Genomic DNA, 19,745 nt, shown 5'->3' with positions numbered 1-19,745 from the left:
TGCCATGACAGCCGAGTCTTTTGCCGGAGTTCCGCAGCCGCAGACCGCCACCGCGGCCGGCGCCAGCTATGCCGGCGCGGGAGTCGACATCGAGGCGGGCGACCGCGCCGTCGAGCTGATGAAGCAGTGGGTCAAGCGGACCAACCGCCCCGAGGTCCTCGGCGGCCTCGGCGGTTTCGCCGGACTCTTCGACGCCTCCGCCCTCAAGCGGTACGAGCGCCCCCTGCTGGCCTCCGCCACGGACGGCGTGGGCACCAAGGTCGACCTCGCCCGCCGCCTGGGCGTGTACGACACCATCGGCCACGACCTGGTCGGCATGGTCGTCGACGACATCGTGGTCTGCGGCGCCGAGCCGCTCTTCATGACCGACTACATCTGCGTCGGCAAGGTCCACCCCGAGCGGGTCGCCGCGATCGTCAAGGGCATCGCGGAGGGATGTGTCCTGGCGGGCTGCGCCCTCGTCGGCGGCGAGACCGCCGAGCACCCGGGGCTGCTCGGCCCGGACGACTTCGACGTCGCGGGCGCGGGCACCGGCGTGGTCGAGGCGGACCTGCTGCTGGGCCCCGATCGCATCCGTACGGGGGACGCGGTCATCGCGATGGCCTCCTCCGGCCTTCACTCCAACGGGTACTCGCTGGTGCGCCATGTCCTCCTGGACCGGGCCGGGATGGCGCTGGAGGCCGAGGTCGCCGAGTTGGGCCGGACGCTGGGCGAGGAGCTGCTGGAGCCGACGCGGATCTACTCGCTGGACTGTCTGGCGCTGACCCGGACCACCGAGGTGCACGCCTTCAGCCATGTCACCGGCGGCGGGCTCGCGAACAATCTGGCCCGGGTGATCCCCGACGGTCTGCACGCCGTGGTCGACCGTTCCACCTGGACGCCGGGCGCGGTCTTCGACCTGGTCGGCACGGCCGGAAAGGTCGAGCGGCTGGAGCTGGAGAAGACCCTCAACATGGGCGTCGGCATGATCGCCGTCGTCCCTGGGGAGACGGCCGACGTGGCGCTGACCCTGCTCGCGGACCGGGGCGTCGACGCCTGGATCGCGGGAGAGATCACCGAGCGTGGCGAGAACACCACGGGTGCCGAGCTGGTCGGGGAGTACGCGGTCTGACGGAGGCGGGGCCCGGCCGGCGCGTCCGGCCGGCCCGTCCCCGCGGGTTCGCCCCGCCGGAGCGGAAGAGCACAGAACCCGGTCCGGAGAATCCGGACCGGGTCAGTGATTCTGCGGCGTCAAGCGCCGCGACGCTGAGACGGCGAGTCCGATTCCTCGTCGTCGTCATCGTCGTTGTACATATCCGCGTACTGTGCGTACGGGTCGTCTTCCTCGTCGTCGTCCTCGAACGGCTCCGGATTCGGAGGCTGGCTCGAAGTCGAAGCGCCCAGCTCGTTGGCCAGACGCGACAGGTCAGTCCCGCCGCTGTTGTACTTCAGCTGGCGGGCGACCTTTGTCTGCTTGGCCTTGGCCCGGCCGCGCCCCATGGCTCGACCCCCTCGGTGACGGGGCTCGACGACCCCAGAGTCTTGACACGCGTTCATGAGTCGGAACGGACTCTCCGCGGAGAGACCGGCCCGTAGGGCTTCAACGGTACCTGCTTCCGCAGCCATACGGTACGCCGCCCGCATGACGTGCCACTTCGCAGAACCCGCGAGGAGCCCCGTCCTCGCTGGTCACCTGCGATATTAACCTCTTCTTGGCACTCGACCCGCCGACCGGGGGTGAGTCCGCGTCCCCACTCCGGCGGGCCGAGCCCCGGCGAAGATCAGCGAAGGCGGGCGTCCGCCATCCGCTGCTCGGCGATCCGGTCGGCCGCGACGGCCGGCGGAACCCCATCGCTCTTTGCACGAGCGAATATTTCCAGCGTGGTGTCGTAGATGCGGGCCGCCTTCGCCTTGCACCGGTCGAAGTCAAAGCCGTGCAGCTCGTCGGCGACCTGGATCACCCCGCCGGCATTCACCACGTAATCGGGCGCGTAGAGCACCGACCGGTCGGCGAGGTCCTTCTCGACACCGGGGTGGGCCAGCTGGTTGTTGGCCGCGCCGCAGACCACCCGCGCGGTGAGCGCCGGGACGGTGGCGTCGTTCAGCGCGCCGCCGAGCGCGCAGGGGGCGTAGACGTCGAGGCCCTCGACCCGGATCAGGGTGTCGGTGTCGGCGACGGCGGACACACGGGAATGTTTGGCCAGAATTCGCTCCACGGCGTCCCGGCGCACATCGGTGATCACCACCTCGGCCCCGTCCTCCAGCAGGTGCTCCACCAGATGGTGGCCGACCTTGCCGACGCCGGCGACGCCGACCTTGCGCCCGGCGAGCGAGGGGTCGCCCCACAGATGCCGGGCCGAGGCGCGCATGCCCTGGAAGACGCCGTACGCGGTGAGCACGGACGAGTCGCCCGCGCCGCCGTGCTCGGGGGAGCGGCCGGTGGCCCAGCGGGTCTCCCGGGCGACGACGTCCATGTCGGCCACGTACGTACCGACGTCGCAGGCGGTCACGTACCGGCCGCCGAGCGAGTCCACGAAGCGGCCGTAGGCGAGCAGCAGCTCGTCGGACTTCAGCGTGTCGGGGTCGCCGATGATCACGGCCTTGCCGCCGCCGTGGTCGAGACCGGCGAGGGCGTTCTTGTACGACATGCCACGGGCGAGGTTGAGCGCGTCGGCGACGGCGGCGGCCTCGGTGGCGTACGGATGGAAACGGGTCCCGCCGAGGGCGGGGCCCAGGGCGGTGGAGTGGATCGCGATCACGGCCTTCAGGCCGGAGGCGCGGTCCTGGCAGAGCACGACCTGTTCATGCCCGCCCTGATCCGACTGGAACAGGGTGTGCAGGACATCGGCGGGGGCTCCGGTCACATCGGTCACGGTGGTGACTCCCAAGTACGAAGCGGCGGGTGGTGAAGGACCCGTCCTGTGGGTGGGGAGGATCCGACAGTGCACGAGAGTAAGTCCTTCCGGGGCGCCCGGTGGGTGCCGTGCCCGGGATCACCCCCGCGCGGGGGATGCGCGTGGAAGGATTTACGCATGCCAGCGGTGTCGTCGGTCCTCGTTCCCTACGCGGCCTACCTACGGGTCTACGAGCCCCTGGCGGCGTTCCCGCCGCCCGAACGGGAGCGCTGGGCCCGCTACGCCGAGGGCGGCCGGGCCCTCACCGCCCAGGACGAACTGCGGCGGTCACTGGCTGATTTGCTCCCCACCCCGCCGGTCCCGGTACCCGTCCACGAGAGCGCCGACGCCTTTGTCACGGAGGCCGACGGCGAGGTGCGGATCTGCCCCTGGGGGACCCGGCTGCGCGGCTGGCTGGCCCTGGAGGAGCTGACCGGACGGCTGCCGGCCGCGCTGCTCGACGCGGCGCTGCCGCCGGTGGTGCGCCGGCAGGTCGCGGCGGACTGGGAGCGCTGGCGGGAGCGCCATCCGGACGCCCGGCCCTGGATCCGGAGCGCTCTGTGGCGGGTGCCGGTGCGCTGGTTCGTCCTCTTCGACGACGGGGAACGGGAGTACGAGCCGCCCGGCGACGGCGCGGCCGTGCTCCGCTACCGCACCCCGATGGCCCAGGCCCGCCGGCGGGTGGCCCGGACCCTGCGGGTGCTGCGGGACGCGCAGGGCCCGCGGAGTGCGATGGGTGCGACCGGTGCGGCGGACGCGAAGAATCCGGTAGATCCGGTGGATCCGGTGGACTCCGTGCGGGGTGCGGCGCGGCTCGGCGAAGGGCTGCTCGTGGTGGGGAAGTGGCTGGAAGAGTTCCATCCGAGGTCCCTGGTCGAGCTGGACTACGGCGGCCTGGTGCACGCGCTTCCGGCGGACCGGCTCGCCGGTGATCACTCGGCGGCGGATGTGGCGGCGGGCGTCGCGGCGCTGCGGTCGGGGGACCGGGAAGCCGCGGCCGAGTCATATGCCCGGCTTGTGGCGCGTTGGCGTGCGGTCCGGGACCGGCAATTCGCAAACTGAGCGAATGTGTGGATGATTGAGGCCCTCCGTTCAGGCCCTAGGTCCCGATCCGGGCCTTTGCCTCAAGCGTGACGGACTGCACTAACTGGGCTCTTGCGCCTATCGCCTACCCTCGTGTCAAAATAGGACAAGGAGTCCGGGGAGGGTTCCTTCCGCCCAACTAAGGGCGGATTGCTTTGCATTGCGCTCTATGGGGGGTCTGGTGGCTCCTGCTCGCTCTGTGACTGATCGTCACTGTGACGTGACTGTCCGCTATGGCATGGTCCATCGAGGTTCAGCCACTGATGGACACCTCGGAGGGCAATTCCGTCGGTTTGGCCGACGTGGCTGGACAGATGGTGTAGTTGTAGTGCCGAGGACAAGCCGTTCGTCCTATAACCGACTCGACCCGCGCCTGCCATTTCGGGCAACGCGGGTCAAGGTGCAGAATTTAGAGGAAAGAACCGAGAAGGTTCGGTTCTCCCGAGGAGGCCGCTCATGACCGCTCGCACCCCTGATGCCGAGCCGCTGCTGACCCCGGCTGAGGTTGCCACGATGTTCCGCGTGGACCCGAAGACGGTGACCCGCTGGGCGAAGGCAGGCAAGCTCACGTCGATCCGCACGCTCGGCGGACACCGCCGCTACCGCGAGGCGGAGGTACGGGCGCTGCTCGCCGGTATCCCGCAGCAGCGCAGCGAGGCCTGACCCTCGCTGAACGGGCCGGCCCGGGACCCCCATCCCGGTGACGACCCACCACAAGCACGGTATGACGGGCATCTGCCCCAACAGGGCCTGTCATGGATCGCGCTGGACTCCGCCGAGTCCAGCGCGATTTTTTCTGCCCGCTTCCGGGAGCGGGCTCCGTCCGCCCGGCGGTGGGGATTCGTCCGGCTCGCGGTGTGGGGGAGGGGTGTGCGAGGCGTGGGGGGACTGTTCGGAGGACAGTGCCATTGCACATATTAAATTGATTGGGTGTAGGTGGGTGGTAAGTGCCGGGGTTTTGAAAACCTATACGGTGACACCCGTCACACCATGTACCTCTTGCCAATGTCGAGTGTCCCGCTCCGCGGCCCCGGTTCAAGCGGGCCGAAGTCACTCTCCGGCAGGACCTTCGTCCCCGTCCGTCGCGACCCGCGCCGCCGCGGCCGGCGGATGGCCGCCCGTAGCGCCCCCGGTGACGGCCGCGGAGGCCCGTCCGGGGTGATCGGTGGTCGCGGCCCCCGAAGGGCCGTCAGATGTCCCCCGAGGGGCCGTGGGAGCGCCGCCGGCGGGCGACTGGCCGTGCTGGTGCCGGCCGGGTCCCGCCTCGCCCTCGCTGGGCTCCATGGCGAGCCGCAGCAGCCGGTGGCAGATGGGGCAGTGCCGGGTGAGATGCCGATAGCCGGAAGCGGCCGACAGATGGGCCCGCAGCAGGGCCCTCGTCGCGTGCCGCTTCACCGTGGCCGCCGCCATGCACGTCACCTCCGCCTGTGGTGGGTGCGGGCCCGCGCCGGGCCGTTAAGGAGTGGGTACCGGTGCGGAGGGGGGCCGTCAAGGAGGCGGGTGCGCCGAAGGCGCGTACTGGCGGTGGGTGGTGGGCCCCCGGGGCACAGGGTCTCCTGGTACGCGGAAGGCCCGCACCGGCGAACCAGTACGGGCCTTCTTTACTGCGGTCCTGACGGGATTTGCTGTGTCGATTCGCGGCTCCGCCGCGCGGCGCGGCCTCAGGGCCCCGGGTCTCCTGGTGTGCGGAGGGCCTGTGCCGGCGATCCGGTAGGGGTCTGGTCCGGCGCGGTCCGGACGGGATTTGCTGTGTCGATTCGCGGCTCCGCCGCGCGGCGCGGCCCCCAGGGCCCCGGATCTCCTGGTACGCGGAAGGCCCGCACCGGCGAACCAGTGCGGGCCTTCTTTACTGCGGTCCTGACGGGATTTGAACCCGCGGCCTCCACCTTGACAGGGTGGCGAGCACTCCAAGCTGCTCCACAGGACCAGGTTTCGCAGTCCGATTGTTGCGCTGGGCTGCGAGAAGAGACTCTACAGCAGGGGTGGCCCGCTGGTCGAACTCGCTCTGGGTGATCGGGTCGTCACGGCGCCAGGGCGTCGATCGCCTTCACGATGCGTTTGTCCGAAACCGGATACGCGGTGCCCAGGGCGTGCGCGAAGTAGCTCACCCGCAGCTCCTCGATCATCCAGCGGATGTCCAGGACCTCCTGCGGCACCGGCCGCCCCTTCGGGAGCTGTTCCAGCAGCCACGCGTACTCGTCCTGCATCTCGTGGACCTTCTCCATCCGGGTGGTGTCCCGCTGGACGGAGGTCGGCATCTGCTGGAGCCGGCGGTCCGCCGCCACCAGATAGCGCATCAGGTCCGGCAGCCGCCGCAGCCCGGTCGCGGTGACGAAGCCCGCCGGCATCAGGGCCGAGAGCTGCTGTCGTACGTCCTGGACGTTGTTGATCAGCGCCAGGCTGTTCGTCGCCTTCAGCCGGCGCTCGCACGCCTGCCAGGCGGCCAGGATCTGCTGCACCTGGCCCACCGTCCGCACGGTGGTGTCCACCAGGTCGGCCCGGACCAGGTCGTACAGCTTGCGGAAGGACTCCTCGTCCCACGCGGGACCGCCGTGGTCGGCTATCAGCCGGTCCGCCGCCGCCATGGCGCAGTCGTCGAACAGGGCCTGCACCGAGCCGTGCGGATTGCCCGAGAGCGCCAGCTTCTGCTGGTTGCTCAGCTTGTCCGACGCGAACTTCGCCGGGTTGACGGGGATGTTGAGCAGGATCAGCCTGCGGGTGCCCCGCCACATCGCCTGCCGCTGCTCGGCCTCCGTGTCGAAGAGCCGTACGGAGACCGTGTCGCCCGCGTCCACCAGCGCCGGGTACGCCTTGACCGGCTGGCCCGCCCGGCGGGTCTCGAAGACCTTCGTCAGCGTCCCGATCGTCCAGTCCGTGAGGCCGGTCCGCTCGATCGAGCCGCCCTCGGGGCCTGCGGTGGCCGCCGCCGCCCGGGAGAGGGCCTGGCGGGCCTTCGGGCGCAGCTTCAGCTTCAGCGCCTCCAGGTCCTTGTCCTCGGCCAGCGTCCGGCGCCGCTCGTCCACGATCCGGAAGGTGATCATGAGATGGTCGGGGACCCGGGTCAGGTCGAAGTCGTCGGCGGAGACCGGCACCCCGACCATCCGGTGCAGCTCCCGCGCCAGGGTGACCGGCAGCGGCTCCTGGAGCGGCACCGCGCGCTCCAGGAAGGCGCCGGAGTAGTTCGGCGCCGGGACGTAGTGGCGGCGGATCGCCTTCGGCAGGGAGCGGATCAGCTCGATGACGACCTCCTCCCGCAGCCCGGGGATCTGCCAGTCGAAGCCCTCGCCGGTGACCTGGTTCAGCACCTGGAGCGGGATGTGGACGGTGACGCCGTCCGCGTCCGCGCCCGGCTCGAACTGGTAGGTCACCCGGAACTTCAGCCGGCCCTGCCGCCAGGAGTCCGGATAGTCCTCCTTGGTGACCGCGCCCGCCTTCTCGTTGATGAGCATTTCCCGCTCGAAGTCGAGCAGGTCGGGCTCCTCCTGCCGCTTGTGCTTCCACCAGGAGTCGAAGTGCGCGCCCGAGACGACGTGCGCGGGCACCCGCTGCTCGTAGAAGTCGAAGAGGGTCTCGTCGTCGACGAGGATGTCGCGCCGCCGGGCGCGGTTCTCCAGCTCCTCCACCTCGGTGAGGAGCCTGCGGTTGTCGGCGAAGAACTTGTGGTGCGTCCGCCAGTCGCCCTCGACCAGGGCGTTGCGAATGAAAAGATCCCGGGATGTCTCGGGGTCGATCCGCCCGTAGTTCACCTTGCGCTGGGCGACGATCGGCACGCCGTAGAGCGTGACCTTCTCGTACGCCATGACCGCCGCCTGGTCCTTCTCCCAGTGCGGCTCGCTGTAGACGCGCTTGACCAGGTGCTGGGCGAGCGGTTCGACCCACTCCGGCTCGATCCTCGCGTTGACCCGGGCCCACAGCCGGGACGTCTCCACCAGCTCGGCGGACATCACCAGCCGGGGCGGCTTCTTGAACAACGCCGAGCCGGGGAAGAGGGCGAATTTGGCGCCGCGCGCGCCCAGGTACTCGTTCTTGGCGTCCGTGTCCTTCAGCCCGATGTGGGAGAGGAGCCCGGCGAGCAGGGAGACATGGACACCGGACTCGGGGCCGTCGTCCTCGTTGATGTGGATGCCGAGGGTCTTCGTCACCTGCCGCAGCTGGGCGTAGATGTCCTGCCATTCGCGAATGCGCAAATAGTTCAGATACTCCTGCTTGCACATCCGGCGGAAGCTGGACGAGCCGCGCTCGCGCTGCTGCTCGCGGACGTACCGCCACAGGTTCAGGAAGGCGAGGAAGTCGGAGGTCTCGTCCTTGAAGCGGGCGTGCTGCTGATCGGCCTGGGTCTGCTTGTCGGCGGGGCGCTCGCGCGGGTCCTGGATGGAGAGCGCGGCGGCGATCACCATGACCTCGCGGACACAGCCGTTCTTGTCGGCCTCGACGACCATCCGGGCCAGCCGGGGGTCGACGGGCAGCTGGGCGAGCTGCCGCCCGAGCGGGGTGAGCTTCTTGCGGGGGTCCTTCTGCGCCGGGTCGAAGGCGCCCAGCTCCGCCAGGAGCTGCACACCGTCGCGGATGTTGCGGTGGTCCGGCGGGTCGATGAAGGGGAACTTCTCGATGTCGCCGAGGCCGGCGGCGGTCATCTGGAGGATGACGGAGGCCAGGTTCGTCCGCAGGATCTCCGCGTCGGTGAACTCGGGCCGGGCCTCGAAGTCCTCCTCCGAGTACAGCCGGATGCAGATGCCCTCCGAGGTACGGCCGCAGCGGCCCTTGCGCTGGTTGGCGCTGGCCTGGCTGATCCGCTCGATCGGCAGCCGCTGCACCTTGGTGCGGTGGCTGTAGCGGGAGATCCGGGCGGTGCCGGGGTCGATGACGTACCGGATGCCGGGGACGGTCAGCGAGGTCTCGGCGACGTTGGTGGCCAGAACGATCCTGCGGCCGGTGTGCGGCTGGAAGACCCGGTGCTGCTCGGCGTGGGAGAGCCGCGCGTACAGCGGCAGCACTTCCGTGAAGCGATAGTTCCTCTTGTTGAGGGCGTCCGCCGTGTCGCGGATCTCGCGCTCCCCGGAGAGGAAGACCAGGATGTCGCCCTTGCCCTCGCCCTGAAGCTCCTCGACGGCCTCGCAGATCGCCGTGATCTGGTCGCGGTCGCTGTCCCCGCTCTCCTCCTCGTCCTCGTCCAGCAGGGGCCGGTAGCGGACCTCCACCGGATAAGTGCGCCCGCTGACCTCGATGATCGGGGCGTCGCCGAAGTGCCGGGAGAAGCGCTCGGGGTCGATGGTCGCGGAGGTGATCACGACCTTGAGGTCCGGCCGCTTCGGCAGCAGCTGGGCCAGATAGCCGAGCAGGAAGTCGATGTTGAGGGACCGCTCGTGCGCCTCGTCGATGATGATCGTGTCGTAGGCGCGCAGCTCGCGGTCGGTCTGGATCTCGGCGAGCAGGATGCCGTCCGTCATCAGCTTGACGAAGGTCGCGTCAGGGTTCACCTGGTCGGTGAAGCGGACCTTCCAGCCGACGGCCTCGCCGAGGGGCGTGTCCAGCTCCTCCGCGACCCGCTCGGCGACCGTGCGGGCGGCGATCCGCCGGGGCTGGGTATGGCCGATCATGCCCCGGACGCCCCGGCCCAGCTCCAGACAGATCTTCGGGATCTGGGTCGTCTTGCCCGACCCGGTCTCACCGGCGACGATCACGACCTGGTGGTCGCGTATCGCCTCCAGGATCGAGTCCTTGCGCTGGCTGACGGGCAGCTGCTGCGGATAACTGACCTCGGGCACCCGCGCCGCACGCCGGGCCGTCCGCTCGGCGGCGCTCCCGGCCTCGGCGGCGATCTCGTCCAGCACGGCCTGCCGCGCTTCGGGCTTACGGATGCGGCGAGCGCCTTCGAGACGGCGGCCGAGCCGGTGGGAGTCCCGCAGCGAGACCCCGGCCAGCAGCTTCTGAAGGTCGGCGAAGGAAGTAGACATACGGATCCCAGGATCGCACCCCGGTCGGAGCACTGGCGAACCCATTTCGCGCGGGGGCTGGTGCAGTATGGAGCAGATCATTCTGATCAGCTCGGCCCAGCGAACAGCTCGGCCCGGTTCGACTCAGCTTCGACTCAGCCGCCGGCGACCGCGCGCCGCAGCGGGGAAGGGACAGCGCGTCCATGCCGCTTCGCCGTGTGCCACGGGGCCGACTGCCGATGTCGGCGGCCGTGCTGCTGGCCATGGTCCTCGCGCTGCTCGCCCTGGCCTGCCCGGCGTCCGCCGCCGAACCGGTGGCCGAGATGCCCGTGGCCAGCGCCGTGGGGGAGCCGAAGGGCTGCGGCAAGGGCGCGCCGGACGACGACCGGGGGGCCCATCCGTCCCCGCCGCCGCGCGCCCCCTCCCCGTACGAGCCCGCTCCGGTGGCCTGTGCCGTGTACGGCGCGGCGGCCGGCCAGCCGTGGCAGGGGTGGGCGCCCGGGGTGGCGCCGGACCGGGGGCCGCCGCCGGTGGGACCGCCGACACCGGTGGATCTGTCGGTCCTGCGGGTGTAGGGACGGGCGCGGACCGTGCGGGCCCGTCCGTCCAGCCGCCCGCGCGCCCGCTCGCGCGCGGCCGGAGCCGATCGCCCCGGCGCTGCCGCCGCTTCCGCCCCTGCCCTGTCCAGCGTGCTCATGGACGGCCCGGGGCCGCCGCTCCCTCCCCTCCCCGGGCCGTCTCCCGGCGCACCGTCCCCGGGCCCGGCCCCCACCCTCGTTCAGGAGAACCGAACCACCATGCCTTCCTCCTCTTCCGGCAAGCCCGCCGCCAAGTCCTCCCGCAAGCCCGTGATCATCGGCGCGGGTGTCGTCGTCGCCGCGCTGCTCCTCGGACTCGCCTCCTACACCGCCACCAAGCCCGACGACGAGGCCACCACCACCTCCACCTCGACCGCGCCCGCCGAGGTCTCCGCCGACCCGCAGAGCGGCGTCTATCCCGAGCTGGCGAAGCTGGCCCGCCGCGACGCGAAGGACCCGCTTGCCGTGGGCCGGGCCGACGCACCCGTCGTCATGATCGAGTACGCCGATTTCAAGTGCGGCTACTGCGGCAAGTTCGCCCGCGACACCGAGCCCGAGCTGATCGAGAAGTATGTCGAGGACGGGGTGCTGCGCATCGAATGGCGCAACTTCCCGATCTTCGGCGCGGAGTCAGAGAACGCCGCGCGCGCCGCGTGGGCGGCCGGCCGGCAGGGCCGCTTCTGGCAGTTCCACTCCGCCGCGTACGCCGAGGGCGCCAAGGAGAAGGGCTTCGGCAAGGACCGGGTGCGCGCCCTCGCCGAGGAGGCCGGGGTGAAGGACCTGGACCGGTTCGCCCGCGACCTGGACAGCGACGCCGCGAAGGCCGCCGTCCGCGAGGACCAGGAGGAGGCGTACGAACTGGGCGCGAGCTCCACCCCGTCCTTCCTGGTCAACGGCCGGCCGATCGCCGGGGCCCAGCCCATGGCGACCTTCACCGAGGCCATCGAGGCGGCCCACCGGGCGGCGCCGAAGGCCGCCGGCTCCTCCGGCGGCCCGGCCAAGGCGGACCGATGACGGACATCGGCTATCTGGCCGCGTTCCTGGGCGGGCTGCTCGCCCTGATCAGCCCGTGCAGCGCACTGCTCCTGCCCGCGTTCTTCGCGTACTCGCTGGACTCGGCGGGCAGGCTGCTGGTGCGGACCGGGATCTTCTACGCCGGTCTCGCGACCACCCTGGTCCCGCTCGGCGTCGCGGGCTCCTACGCGGGCCGCTTCTTCTACGGCAACCGCGATCTGCTGGTCGCCGTCGGCGGCTGGCTGATCATCGCCCTCGGCGTGGCGCAGATCCTGGGCCTGGGCTTCGCCTCCCGCCGGATGGCGGAGATCTCCGGCCGGCTCCGCCCGGTGACCGCCGCCCCCGTCTACGCCCTCGGCCTCGTCTACGGCCTCGCGGGCTTCTGCGCGGGCCCGATCCTGGGCAGTGTGCTCACCGTCTCCGCGCTCAGCGGCAGCCCGGTCTACGGGGGGCTGCTGCTCGCGGTCTACGCCCTGGGCATGGCCGTCCCGCTCTTCCTGCTCGCCCTGCTCTGGGACCGCTTCGACCTGGGCCGCCGCCGCTGGCTGCGCGGCCGCACCCTGACGGTCGGCCGGTTCCGCCCGCACACCACGTCCCTGGCGTCCGGGCTGTTCTTCATCGTCCTGGGCACGCTCTTCCTGGTCTTCGACGGGACAACGGCGCTCCCGGGCCTGCTCTCCGTCGACGACTCCTTCGCCGCCGAACAGCGGGCGGCCCGGCTGGGCGAGGCCGTCCCCGACTGGGCGCTGCTGATCGGCGTGGTGGCGCTGGTCGCGATCGCCCTGGGGGTACGGGGATGGAAGCGCCGCACCCCCGGCGACACGGAGGCGTCCGCGTCGGATGCGTCCGTGTCATGAGGGCGCGAGCAGCCCGGTGACCGCCGCCGGGGTCCAGGCCCCGGCGGCGCCCGGCGCGGCGGCGAGATAGCGGGCGATGTCCCCGGCGTCCCAGGCGCCGGCGGTGAGCAGACCGGCGGCGAGGTGCCGCAGATACGCGGCGGACGGGCGGTTCCAGGCGACGTCCGCGTACCCCCAGGGAGCGGTGAAGGTCAGCAGGGGCAGCCCGTCCAGGAAACCGGGGCACAGCAGCGTCTCGTACCGCCCCGGACCCAGCTCTTCGCGGCCCTCCTCGATGACGCTCCGCAGATCCAGATCGGTGCCGGGGCTCCGGTACATCTCCTGGGCGGCGATGTCCGAGAACTGCCGGGCGGTGATGAGCCGGGCGACCATCCGGACCGGCCCGCCGGGAGTGTCGGGCGCGTCCGGGTCGTAGAAGGCGCGGCCGCCGCCCCAGACCGCCGACTCGGTGGCGAAGTAGAGCACCCCCGGCAGCTCGACGGGGACACTGTCGGCGGGGGGCCGGTGCTCGCGGCAGCCCGGACAGCTCCTGGCCGAACCGGGCGGCCGGCCGCCGACGAGATAGTGATGGAGCCGCGCGGGGTCCATGTTGGAGCCGTACGCGGCGTACCAGACCCGCTCCGGCTGCCGGGCGGGTCCCGGCGGCCGTGCGCCGGGGCGGTGAACGGTGGTGGACATGAGAACAGCCTCACCGAGAATCCTCGGTGAGGCTGTGTGCCCCGGAGGGCGAAGGTGGCTGGGGCCGGGGTCGAACCGGCGACCTTCCGCTTTTCAGGCGGACGCTCGTACCAACTGAGCTACCCAGCCGAACGACCACGAGGGTCGTAGCGGTCCTGACGGGATTTGAACCCGCGGCCTCCACCTTGACAGGGTGGCGAGCACTCCAAACTGCTCCACAGGACCAAGCTTTGTGCGAGCACTAGTCTCGCACAGATACTGCGTGCCCCCAACGGGATTCGAACCCGTGCTACCGCCTTGAAAGGGCGGCGTCCTGGGCCACTAGACGATGAGGGCTAAAGGCCCGCCTGGGCGCCTTCTCAGCGCCTCGGGGACGTGAGAAGCATATGGGATGGCGGGAGGTATCGCCAAAACGCTTTTCGCGGCCGCCCTCCAGGGCTCCGAACGGGTGGTGCCGGCGGGGTGTCCGTCAGCGGCCCCGGGGCCGGTTCTCGTCCGGGAGATGACGGCTGACCTCGGCGGTCGTCAGCCCCAGACCGCCGAGGGTGATCTCGTCCCACGCCTGGAGCCGCCGGGTGTCCCGGTCCAGATAGAGCACCGACGCGCGGACCTTCTCCGGCTCCCCGCCCTCCAGGGCGCGGAGCCCACCGCCGCCCGTGGAGCCCTCGGTGCGCAGCCGGGTGCCCCGGGGCAGCGTCTCGTTCACCCGGCGGTGGATGTGGCCGGCGAGGACGAGCGGGACCGTCCCGTCGGTCTCGCGGGCCGCGACCGGGTTGTGCACGACGGCGATGTCGGCGGGGGTGCCCGCGCGGGTCTGGTCGCGCAGGGCGGAGGCCAGCCGGATGCCCATCATCCGTTCGGCCGGGGCGCCCCCGGCGACGGCCGTGCGGTCGGGGGTGAACTGCGGGTCGCCGCTGCCCGCGATCCGTACGCCGGCCACGGTCACGGCCCGTCCGCCGTCCAGGACATGGACGTTCCGCATCCGTTCGAGGGCCGCCTGCGTGGCGGACGAGTCATGGTTGCCGCGTACCCACACATAGGGCGCCCCCAGCTCCGCGACCGGTGCCAGGAAGCCGTTCTCGGCGGTGGTCCCGTGGTCCATCGTGTCGCCGGAATCGATGATCACGTCGATGTCGTACTGCTCCACGATCGTGCCGATCACCTGCCAGGACGCCGGGTTGAGATGGATGTCGGAGACATGCAGCACCCGGGTGGTCAGGGGGTTCGGCCGGAAGGTGGGCAGGGTGGAGGTGGCCTCGTACAACTGGGTGACGTTGGTGACCAGACGGGCCAGCTCCCGCTGGTAGACGTCGAAGTCGGTGACGATCGAGCGCGCGTCGCCGACGAGCGAGGGCGCGCTCGTGAGCAGCCCGGAGAAGCGGGGCTCCAGGACGGAGCGGGGGTTCCAGGTGGCGGCGGCGGTGGCGCCGGAGAGCGCGAGCAGGGCCAGGGCGAGGCCGCCGGCGGTGAGCGCCCGGCGCGGGCGGCGGTAGACGGCGAGTCCGAGGGCGGTGGCCCCGGTGACGGCGGCGGCGCAGGAGCGGACGGCGAGTTCGGTGGTGCCGGCGGTGACGTCGGCCGCGACCTCCTCCTGGAGCCCGGCGAGCCGTTCGGGGCGCTCCACCAGGGCCCGGGAGCGGACGGGGTCGAGCCGGTCCACGGCGACGTCGAGGCGGACGGGCGCGGTGTGGGAGTCCAGTTCGAGGGCGCCGAGCGGGGCGATGTCGATGCGGGTGCCGCCGGCGAGGTCGGGGCGCAGGGCCATCCGGGTGTCCATGGGGCCGACGGAGGTGTGGACCGCGCCCGCGATCAGCAGCCCGAGCCAGGCGCCGGTGACGACGACGCAGAACAGGCCGAGGGTCCGGGTCCACTCCCGGTCCCGGGTCCGGTTGGGTGTCGACTTCCGGTCACGTGTCCGTTTGCGTGTCCGGTTTTGGAGGGTGGTCCGCAGCGCTGCCAGGGCTTCGCGTACGCGTGCCATTGGGCCCCTATGCCCAGCGCTCCGGCGCCGTATGCGGAGGGCTGGTCAGGGCCCCGGGAAGGGCGCGGCGGAGGCTCGGCGTGGCCTCGGCGGAGGCTCGGCGGAGGCGCGGCGGGTCAGCCCCAGCCGAGTTCGTGGAGCCGTTCGTCGTCGATGCCGAAGTGGTGGGCGATCTCGTGGACGACGGTCACGGCGACCTCGTGCACGACGTCGTCCCGGGTCTCGCAGTACCGGAGCGTGGGGCCCATGTAGATGGAGATGCGGTCGGGGAGCACCCCGGCGTACCACTCGCCGCGCTCGGTGAGCGGGGTGCCCTCGTACAGGCCCAGCAACTCCGGGTCGGAGGGGTCGGGCTCGTCCTCCACGAACACCGCCACGTTGTCCATCACCCGGGTCAGCTCGGGCGGGATCGTGTCCAGGGCCTCGGCCACCAGCTCTTCAAAGGCGTCTCGCGTCATCTCCAGCACAGGGCCATTCTCCGTGAGCGGGGTCACTTGCGGCGGGCCCGGTGAGGATCTTTCCCGGCGGCGCCACCGTGCGGACCCCGGGCGGCGGGAGAATGCCCCCGTGGAGACCGGCGAACCCCTTCCGACCCTTTCAGCCCGCCCGGCGTGCGCACCGGGGCGCGGATGACCGCCCGCGGGCCGGGAGCGGGGCCCGGCCCGGACGGCCCGGACGACCTGTACGCCGCTGTCGACCCGGAGGTGGACCTGCGGGTCCCCGCCCAGCGCGCGGAGACCGCCGGGGCCCGGCTGCCGCTGCTCCTCGCGGTGATCGCGGCGGGCGGGGTGGCCGGCGCGCTGGCGCGGTACGGGCTCTTCCTGGCCTGGCCCTGGTCCGGCCGGGGCTTCCCCTGGACCACCTTCGTGATCAACGCCTGCGGTTCCGCGCTCATGGGGGTCCTGATGCAGCTGATCGCCGCCGACGGCCGGGCCGCGCACCCGCTGGTGCGGCCGTTCGCGGGCGTGGGGGTGCTGGGAGGGTTCACCACCTTCTCGGCGTACGCGGGTGACATCCATGTCCTCCTGGAGCGCCGGGAGCACGCCGTCGCGCTGCTCTACGCGGCAGGCACGGTCCTCTGCTGCGTCACGGCGGTCTGGCTCGCCGCCGCCGCCACGCGGGCCGTCCTCGCCCGCGGGCCCGGTGCGCGTGGTGGGCGTGGTGGGCACGGTGGGTGACTGGCTGCTGGTGGCGGCCGGCGCGGCCGTCGGCGCACCGCTGCGCTACCTCACCGACCGCGCGGTCCAGGCCCGCCACGCCTCGCCGCTGCCCTGGGGCACGGTGACCGTCAACGCGGTCGCCTGTCTGCTGATGGGGCTGCTGATGGGGGCGTCGGTGCCCCCGGCCGCGTACAGCCTGCTCGGTACGGGGCTGTGCGGTGCGCTGAGTACGTACTCGGCCTTCTCGTACGAGACGCTGCGGCTGGTCGAGCGGGGGCGGGCGGGGCTCGCGGCGGCGCACGTGGGGGTGTCGGCGGGCGTGGGGATCGGGGCACTGGCCGCGGGTGTGGTGCTGGGGCGGGCGTTCGCGGGCTGACGGACGGTCGGTTCCGTTTCCCGTGGGCCGTGGTGTTTCCCGCGGGTCGTGTCCTTGTCAGGCACCGGGGCGTGTCCCTCGCGGGGCGCGGGGAGTTGGGCAGGGCGACCGTCCGCCTGTCCCCGCTTGCCCGCTTGCCCGCTTCCCCGCTTCCTTTCCCGTTCCCTTCCCGGAGGTGCCCCCGTGCGCCGTATGTCCGCCCCCGGCCGTCTGGCTGTCGCGTTCGCCACCGTGCTGGCGCTCGCAGCCACGGCGGGCTGTATGAGCGTGAGCGACGACAAGGGGGGAGGCCGCCGACCGGGGCCCAGCTCGTCGGCGGACCGGACGGACACCGTCCCCGAACCCGACGGCGGGCATGTGCTGCCCGGTGGGCCCCCGCCGGGCGGTTCCGGGCCGCCGGCCACCCGGACCGGCTCGGCGGCCGCGAGCGGCGCGCGGGGGGCGCCGGAGGGGTCCCGGAGCGCGAGCGGCGCGGGGACGGCCGCCGTGCCCCCGGCGAAGCCGTCCCGGGGCGGGAGCGGGGGCGGCGGTCAGATGCCCACCCGGCCCCGGCCGCCGGGGACCGTCCCGGAGCCGACGAAGGGCGGCGGCGGTACGGTGCCGCCCGCGACGCCGACGCCCGCCACCCCGGTGCCGCCGACGTCCGAACCGCCGAAGGAGACCCCGACGCCGACCCCGAGCGAGACGTCGCAGGACCCGTCGCCGACCTCGGCGCCCGAGGTCCACGCGGGGGCGCTGCGGATGACGGTGGCGTAGCCCGCAGGGCCCCGTCCCACCGCCGGGCGGGCCGCGCCGGCCCGGGGTCCCGGGGCGGTGTGCCCTGGCTCACCCGGTCGCGGTTTGCCTTGGACGGGGGAGGGTGCGTATGGTGGTAGATCGTTTGATCCCATTGCCCGGCGCCGAAAAAGATGTGCGCCGTGTGGCGCGTACTCTCCCTAGCCGTGACTGACCGCATCGAGGCGGTCGAATAGCGAAATCACGGAGTTTGGGCGCGTGCCGAGACTCCGGAAGGTTTCGCATTTCGCATGTCCAATTTCAGTACTGATCACGCCGTCATGCCCGTCGACACGGAGATCACGGCCGACGCCGTGGAAATCACCGAGTCCGCCGAGATCGTCGAGGTCGCCGAGGTGACCGAGGTGACCGAGGTCACGGAGCCGACCATCACCTTCGCCGACCTGGGCCTGCCCGAGGGCGTCGTCCGCAAGCTGGCGCAGAACGGTGTCACCTCCCCGTTCCCGATCCAGGCCGCGACCATCCCGGACGCCCTGGCCGGCAAGGACATCCTGGGCCGCGGCCGCACCGGCTCCGGCAAGACCCTGTCCTTCGGTCTGCCGACCCTGGCGCGTCTCGCCGAGGGCCGCACCGAGAAGAAGAAGCCCCGCGCGGTCATCCTCACCCCGACCCGTGAGCTGGCCATGCAGGTGGCGGACGCCCTCCAGCCGTACGGCGACGTCCTCGGCCTGAAGATGAAGGTCGTCTGCGGCGGTACGTCCATGGGCAACCAGATCTACGCGCTGGAGCGCGGTGTCGACATCCTCGTCGCCACCCCGGGCCGGCTGCGCGACATCATCAACCGGGGCGCCTGCTCCCTGGAGAACGTCCAGGTCGCCGTCCTCGACGAGGCCGACCAGATGTCCGACCTGGGCTTCCTGCCCGAGGTCACCGAGCTGCTCGACCAGGTCCCGTCCGGCGGCCAGCGCATGCTGTTCTCCGCGACGATGGAGAACGAGATCTCCACGCTGGTCAAGCGCTACCTGACCAACCCGGTCAGCCACGAGGTCGACAGCGCCCAGGGCAACGTCACCACGATGACCCACCACGTCCTCGTCGTGAAGCCGAAGGACAAGGCGCCGGTCACCGCCGCGATCGCCGCGCGCAAGGGCCGCACCATCATCTTCGTCCGCACCCAGCTGGGCGCGGACCGCATCGCCGAGCAGCTGCGCGAGTCCGGTGTGAAGGCCGACGCCCTGCACGGCGGCATGACCCAGGGCGCGCGTACCCGCACGCTGGCCGACTTCAAGGACGGCTACGTCAACGCGCTCGTCGCGACCGACGTCGCCGCGCGCGGCATCCACGTCGACGGCATCGACCTGGTCCTGAACGTGGACCCGGCCGGCGACCACAAGGACTACCTGCACCGTTCGGGCCGTACCGCCCGCGCCGGCAAGTCCGGCACCGTCGTCTCGCTGTCGCTGCCGCACCAGCGCCGCCAGATCTTCCGTCTGATGGAGGACGCGGGCGTCGACGCCTCGCGCCACATCGTCGGCGGCGCCGGCGCGTTCGACCCGGAGGTCGCCGAGATCACCGGCGCCCGTTCGCTGACCGAGGTCCAGGCCGACTCCGCGAACAACGCCGCCAAGCAGGCGGAGCGCGAGGTCGCCGACCTCACCCGCCAGCTGGAGCGCATCCAGCGGCGCGCCGTCGAGCTGCGCGAGGAGGCCGACCGTCTGGTGGCCCGCGCGGCGCGCGAGCGCGGCGACGACCCGGAGACGGCCGTCGCCGAGGTGACGGAGGCCGCCGAGGCCGAGGTCACCGCCGCCGTGGCCGCCGACGCGGTCGCGGAGCAGCCGGTGGAGCGCCGCGACGACCGCGGCAACTTCGACCGCCGGTCCTCCTCCTCCCGCTCCTTCGACCGCCGTGACGACCGCGGTGGCTCCTTCGAGCGCCGTGACGACCGTGGCGGCTCGTTCCGCCGCGACGACCGCGGTGGCTCGTCCTTCCGCCGCGACGACCGTCGTGACGACCGTGGTGGTCGCTCCTTCGAGCGTCGTGACGACCGTGGTGGCTCCTCGTTCCGTCGTGACGACCGTGGTTCGTCGGGTGGCTCGTTCGAGCGTCGCGACGACCGTGGTGGCTCGTCCTTCCGTCGCGACGACCGTGGTGGCCGTTCCTTCGAGCGTCGTGACGACCGTGGTGGCTCCTCGTTCCGTCGTGACGACCGTGGTTCGTCCGGTGGCTCGTTCGAGCGTCGCGACGACCGTGGCGGCTCGTCCTTCCGCCGCGACGACCGCCCGAGCGGCGGCCACCGTGGCAGCGACCGCCCGTTCAACCGCGACCGCCGCGACGACCGCCCGGCCTCCAGCGGCTTCCGCTCCGGCTCCTCGGACCGCCCGTACGGCCGCCGCGACGACCACCGCGGCACCGGCACCGGCTCCTTCGGCCGCCGCGACGACAAGCCGCGCTGGAAGCGCAACGGCTGATCCACTGAC

Annotated in this window: 17 protein-coding genes and 4 tRNA genes; 9 read left to right on the top strand and 12 right to left on the bottom strand. The window is 71.9% G+C overall.

Annotation, left to right across the window (positions count from 1 at the left end; genetic code table 11):
- Window positions 1-4: 4 nt before the first annotated feature.
- Window positions 5-1,111, top strand: coding sequence for a phosphoribosylformylglycinamidine cyclo-ligase (gene purM, locus SYYSPA8_RS19830; RefSeq protein WP_323448572.1), 1,107 nt, complete (start codon window positions 5-7; stop codon window positions 1,109-1,111).
- 119 nt (window positions 1,112-1,230) lie between these two features.
- Here the strand turns inward: purM and SYYSPA8_RS19825 are convergent, their stop codons facing one another.
- Together SYYSPA8_RS19825 and SYYSPA8_RS19820 are read right to left on the bottom strand one after the other, a co-directional pair.
- The gene (locus SYYSPA8_RS19825) at window positions 1,231-1,479 is read right to left on the bottom strand and encodes a DUF3073 domain-containing protein (RefSeq protein ID WP_323448571.1); all 249 of its coding nucleotides are present in this window, start codon (window positions 1,477-1,479) and stop codon (window positions 1,231-1,233) included.
- A gap of 281 nt (window positions 1,480-1,760) precedes the next feature.
- Complete coding sequence (locus SYYSPA8_RS19820; RefSeq protein WP_323448570.1) at window positions 1,761-2,852, bottom strand: Leu/Phe/Val dehydrogenase; 1,092 nt, start codon at window positions 2,850-2,852, stop codon at window positions 1,761-1,763.
- Window positions 2,853-3,011: 159 nt separating this feature from the next.
- Between SYYSPA8_RS19820 and SYYSPA8_RS19815 the strand changes: the two genes are divergently transcribed.
- Window positions 3,012-3,935, top strand: coding sequence for a hypothetical protein (locus SYYSPA8_RS19815; RefSeq protein WP_323448569.1), 924 nt, complete (start codon window positions 3,012-3,014; stop codon window positions 3,933-3,935).
- Between the two features lie 477 nt (window positions 3,936-4,412).
- Window positions 4,413-4,619, top strand: a complete 207-nt coding sequence (gene bldC / locus SYYSPA8_RS19810) for a developmental transcriptional regulator BldC (protein WP_003949541.1) — start codon at window positions 4,413-4,415, stop codon at window positions 4,617-4,619.
- 387 nt (window positions 4,620-5,006) lie between these two features.
- Here bldC and SYYSPA8_RS19805 read toward each other — a convergent pair whose 3' ends face one another.
- The 3 genes from SYYSPA8_RS19805 to hrpA all read right to left on the bottom strand — a co-directional run bounded on the left by SYYSPA8_RS19805 (window position 5,007) and on the right by hrpA (window position 9,910).
- Window positions 5,007-5,366: a DUF6274 family protein gene (locus SYYSPA8_RS19805; protein ID WP_323448568.1), complete on the bottom strand. Its 360-nt coding sequence runs from the start codon at window positions 5,364-5,366 to the stop codon at window positions 5,007-5,009.
- A gap of 442 nt (window positions 5,367-5,808) precedes the next feature.
- Window positions 5,809-5,883: transfer RNA gene (locus tag SYYSPA8_RS19800), tRNA-Asp, on the bottom strand.
- A gap of 94 nt (window positions 5,884-5,977) precedes the next feature.
- Window positions 5,978-9,910: an ATP-dependent RNA helicase HrpA gene (hrpA, locus tag SYYSPA8_RS19795; RefSeq protein ID WP_323448567.1), complete on the bottom strand. Its 3,933-nt coding sequence runs from the start codon at window positions 9,908-9,910 to the stop codon at window positions 5,978-5,980.
- A gap of 182 nt (window positions 9,911-10,092) precedes the next feature.
- On the opposite strand from hrpA, the gene SYYSPA8_RS19790 reads away from it, so the two are divergent.
- From SYYSPA8_RS19790 to SYYSPA8_RS19780, 3 genes are all read left to right on the top strand, one after another.
- Complete coding sequence (locus SYYSPA8_RS19790) at window positions 10,093-10,464, top strand: hypothetical protein (protein WP_323448566.1); 372 nt, start codon at window positions 10,093-10,095, stop codon at window positions 10,462-10,464.
- A 222-nt stretch (window positions 10,465-10,686) separates the two neighbouring features.
- Window positions 10,687-11,481 (top strand): DsbA family protein, encoded by a 795-nt coding sequence (locus SYYSPA8_RS19785; RefSeq protein ID WP_323448565.1) that lies wholly within the window; start codon window positions 10,687-10,689, stop codon window positions 11,479-11,481.
- Window positions 11,478-12,338: a cytochrome c biogenesis CcdA family protein gene (locus SYYSPA8_RS19780; RefSeq protein ID WP_323448564.1), complete on the top strand. Its 861-nt coding sequence runs from the start codon at window positions 11,478-11,480 to the stop codon at window positions 12,336-12,338. The genes SYYSPA8_RS19785 and SYYSPA8_RS19780 overlap by 4 nt, the downstream gene beginning before the upstream one ends.
- Here the strand turns inward: SYYSPA8_RS19780 and SYYSPA8_RS19775 are convergent.
- The 6 genes from SYYSPA8_RS19775 to SYYSPA8_RS19750 all read right to left on the bottom strand — a co-directional run bounded on the left by SYYSPA8_RS19775 (window position 12,333) and on the right by SYYSPA8_RS19750 (window position 15,464).
- Window positions 12,333-13,016 carry a histone deacetylase gene (locus tag SYYSPA8_RS19775; protein WP_323448563.1) on the bottom strand — a complete coding sequence of 228 codons (684 nt, stop codon included), beginning with the start codon at window positions 13,014-13,016 and terminating at the stop codon, window positions 12,333-12,335. The genes SYYSPA8_RS19780 and SYYSPA8_RS19775 overlap by 6 nt on opposite strands.
- 55 nt (window positions 13,017-13,071) lie before the next feature.
- Window positions 13,072-13,145 (bottom strand) — tRNA-Phe (locus SYYSPA8_RS19770).
- A 21-nt stretch (window positions 13,146-13,166) separates the two neighbouring features.
- A tRNA-Asp gene (locus tag SYYSPA8_RS19765) sits at window positions 13,167-13,241 on the bottom strand.
- 38 nt (window positions 13,242-13,279) lie between these two features.
- A tRNA-Glu gene (locus SYYSPA8_RS19760) sits at window positions 13,280-13,352 on the bottom strand.
- Window positions 13,353-13,485: 133 nt separating this feature from the next.
- Complete coding sequence (locus SYYSPA8_RS19755; protein ID WP_323448562.1) at window positions 13,486-14,997, bottom strand: metallophosphoesterase family protein; 1,512 nt, start codon at window positions 14,995-14,997, stop codon at window positions 13,486-13,488.
- A 116-nt stretch (window positions 14,998-15,113) separates the two neighbouring features.
- Window positions 15,114-15,464, bottom strand: coding sequence for a metallopeptidase family protein (locus SYYSPA8_RS19750; protein ID WP_323448561.1), 351 nt, complete (start codon window positions 15,462-15,464; stop codon window positions 15,114-15,116).
- A gap of 162 nt (window positions 15,465-15,626) precedes the next feature.
- On the opposite strand from SYYSPA8_RS19750, the gene SYYSPA8_RS19745 reads away from it, so the two are divergent.
- Together SYYSPA8_RS19745 and SYYSPA8_RS19740 are read left to right on the top strand one after the other, a co-directional pair.
- Window positions 15,627-16,175 carry a fluoride efflux transporter FluC gene (locus SYYSPA8_RS19745; RefSeq protein ID WP_323448560.1) on the top strand — a complete coding sequence of 183 codons (549 nt, stop codon included), beginning with the start codon at window positions 15,627-15,629 and terminating at the stop codon, window positions 16,173-16,175.
- Window positions 16,168-16,533 carry a fluoride efflux transporter FluC gene (locus SYYSPA8_RS19740; protein WP_323448559.1) on the top strand — a complete coding sequence of 122 codons (366 nt, stop codon included), beginning with the start codon at window positions 16,168-16,170 and terminating at the stop codon, window positions 16,531-16,533. Before SYYSPA8_RS19745 ends, SYYSPA8_RS19740 begins: the two co-directional genes overlap by 8 nt.
- A gap of 530 nt (window positions 16,534-17,063) precedes the next feature.
- On the opposite strand, the gene SYYSPA8_RS19735 is transcribed toward SYYSPA8_RS19740, so the two are convergent.
- Window positions 17,064-17,309, bottom strand: a complete 246-nt coding sequence (locus tag SYYSPA8_RS19735) for a hypothetical protein (RefSeq protein ID WP_323448558.1) — start codon at window positions 17,307-17,309, stop codon at window positions 17,064-17,066.
- A 249-nt stretch (window positions 17,310-17,558) separates the two neighbouring features.
- On the opposite strand from SYYSPA8_RS19735, the gene SYYSPA8_RS19730 reads away from it, so the two are divergent.
- A complete protein-coding gene (locus SYYSPA8_RS19730) occupies window positions 17,559-19,736 on the top strand; it encodes a DEAD/DEAH box helicase (protein WP_323448557.1) in 2,178 nt (725 codons plus the stop codon).
- Window positions 19,737-19,745 lie beyond the last annotated feature (9 nt).

It is taken from the genome of Streptomyces yaizuensis (assembly GCF_034961445.1).
Classification (GTDB): Bacteria; Actinomycetota; Actinomycetes; order Streptomycetales; family Streptomycetaceae; genus Streptomyces; species Streptomyces yaizuensis.
The sequence above is the reverse complement of the archived record's forward strand: the minus strand, read 5'-3'. Positions and strand labels throughout refer to the sequence as shown.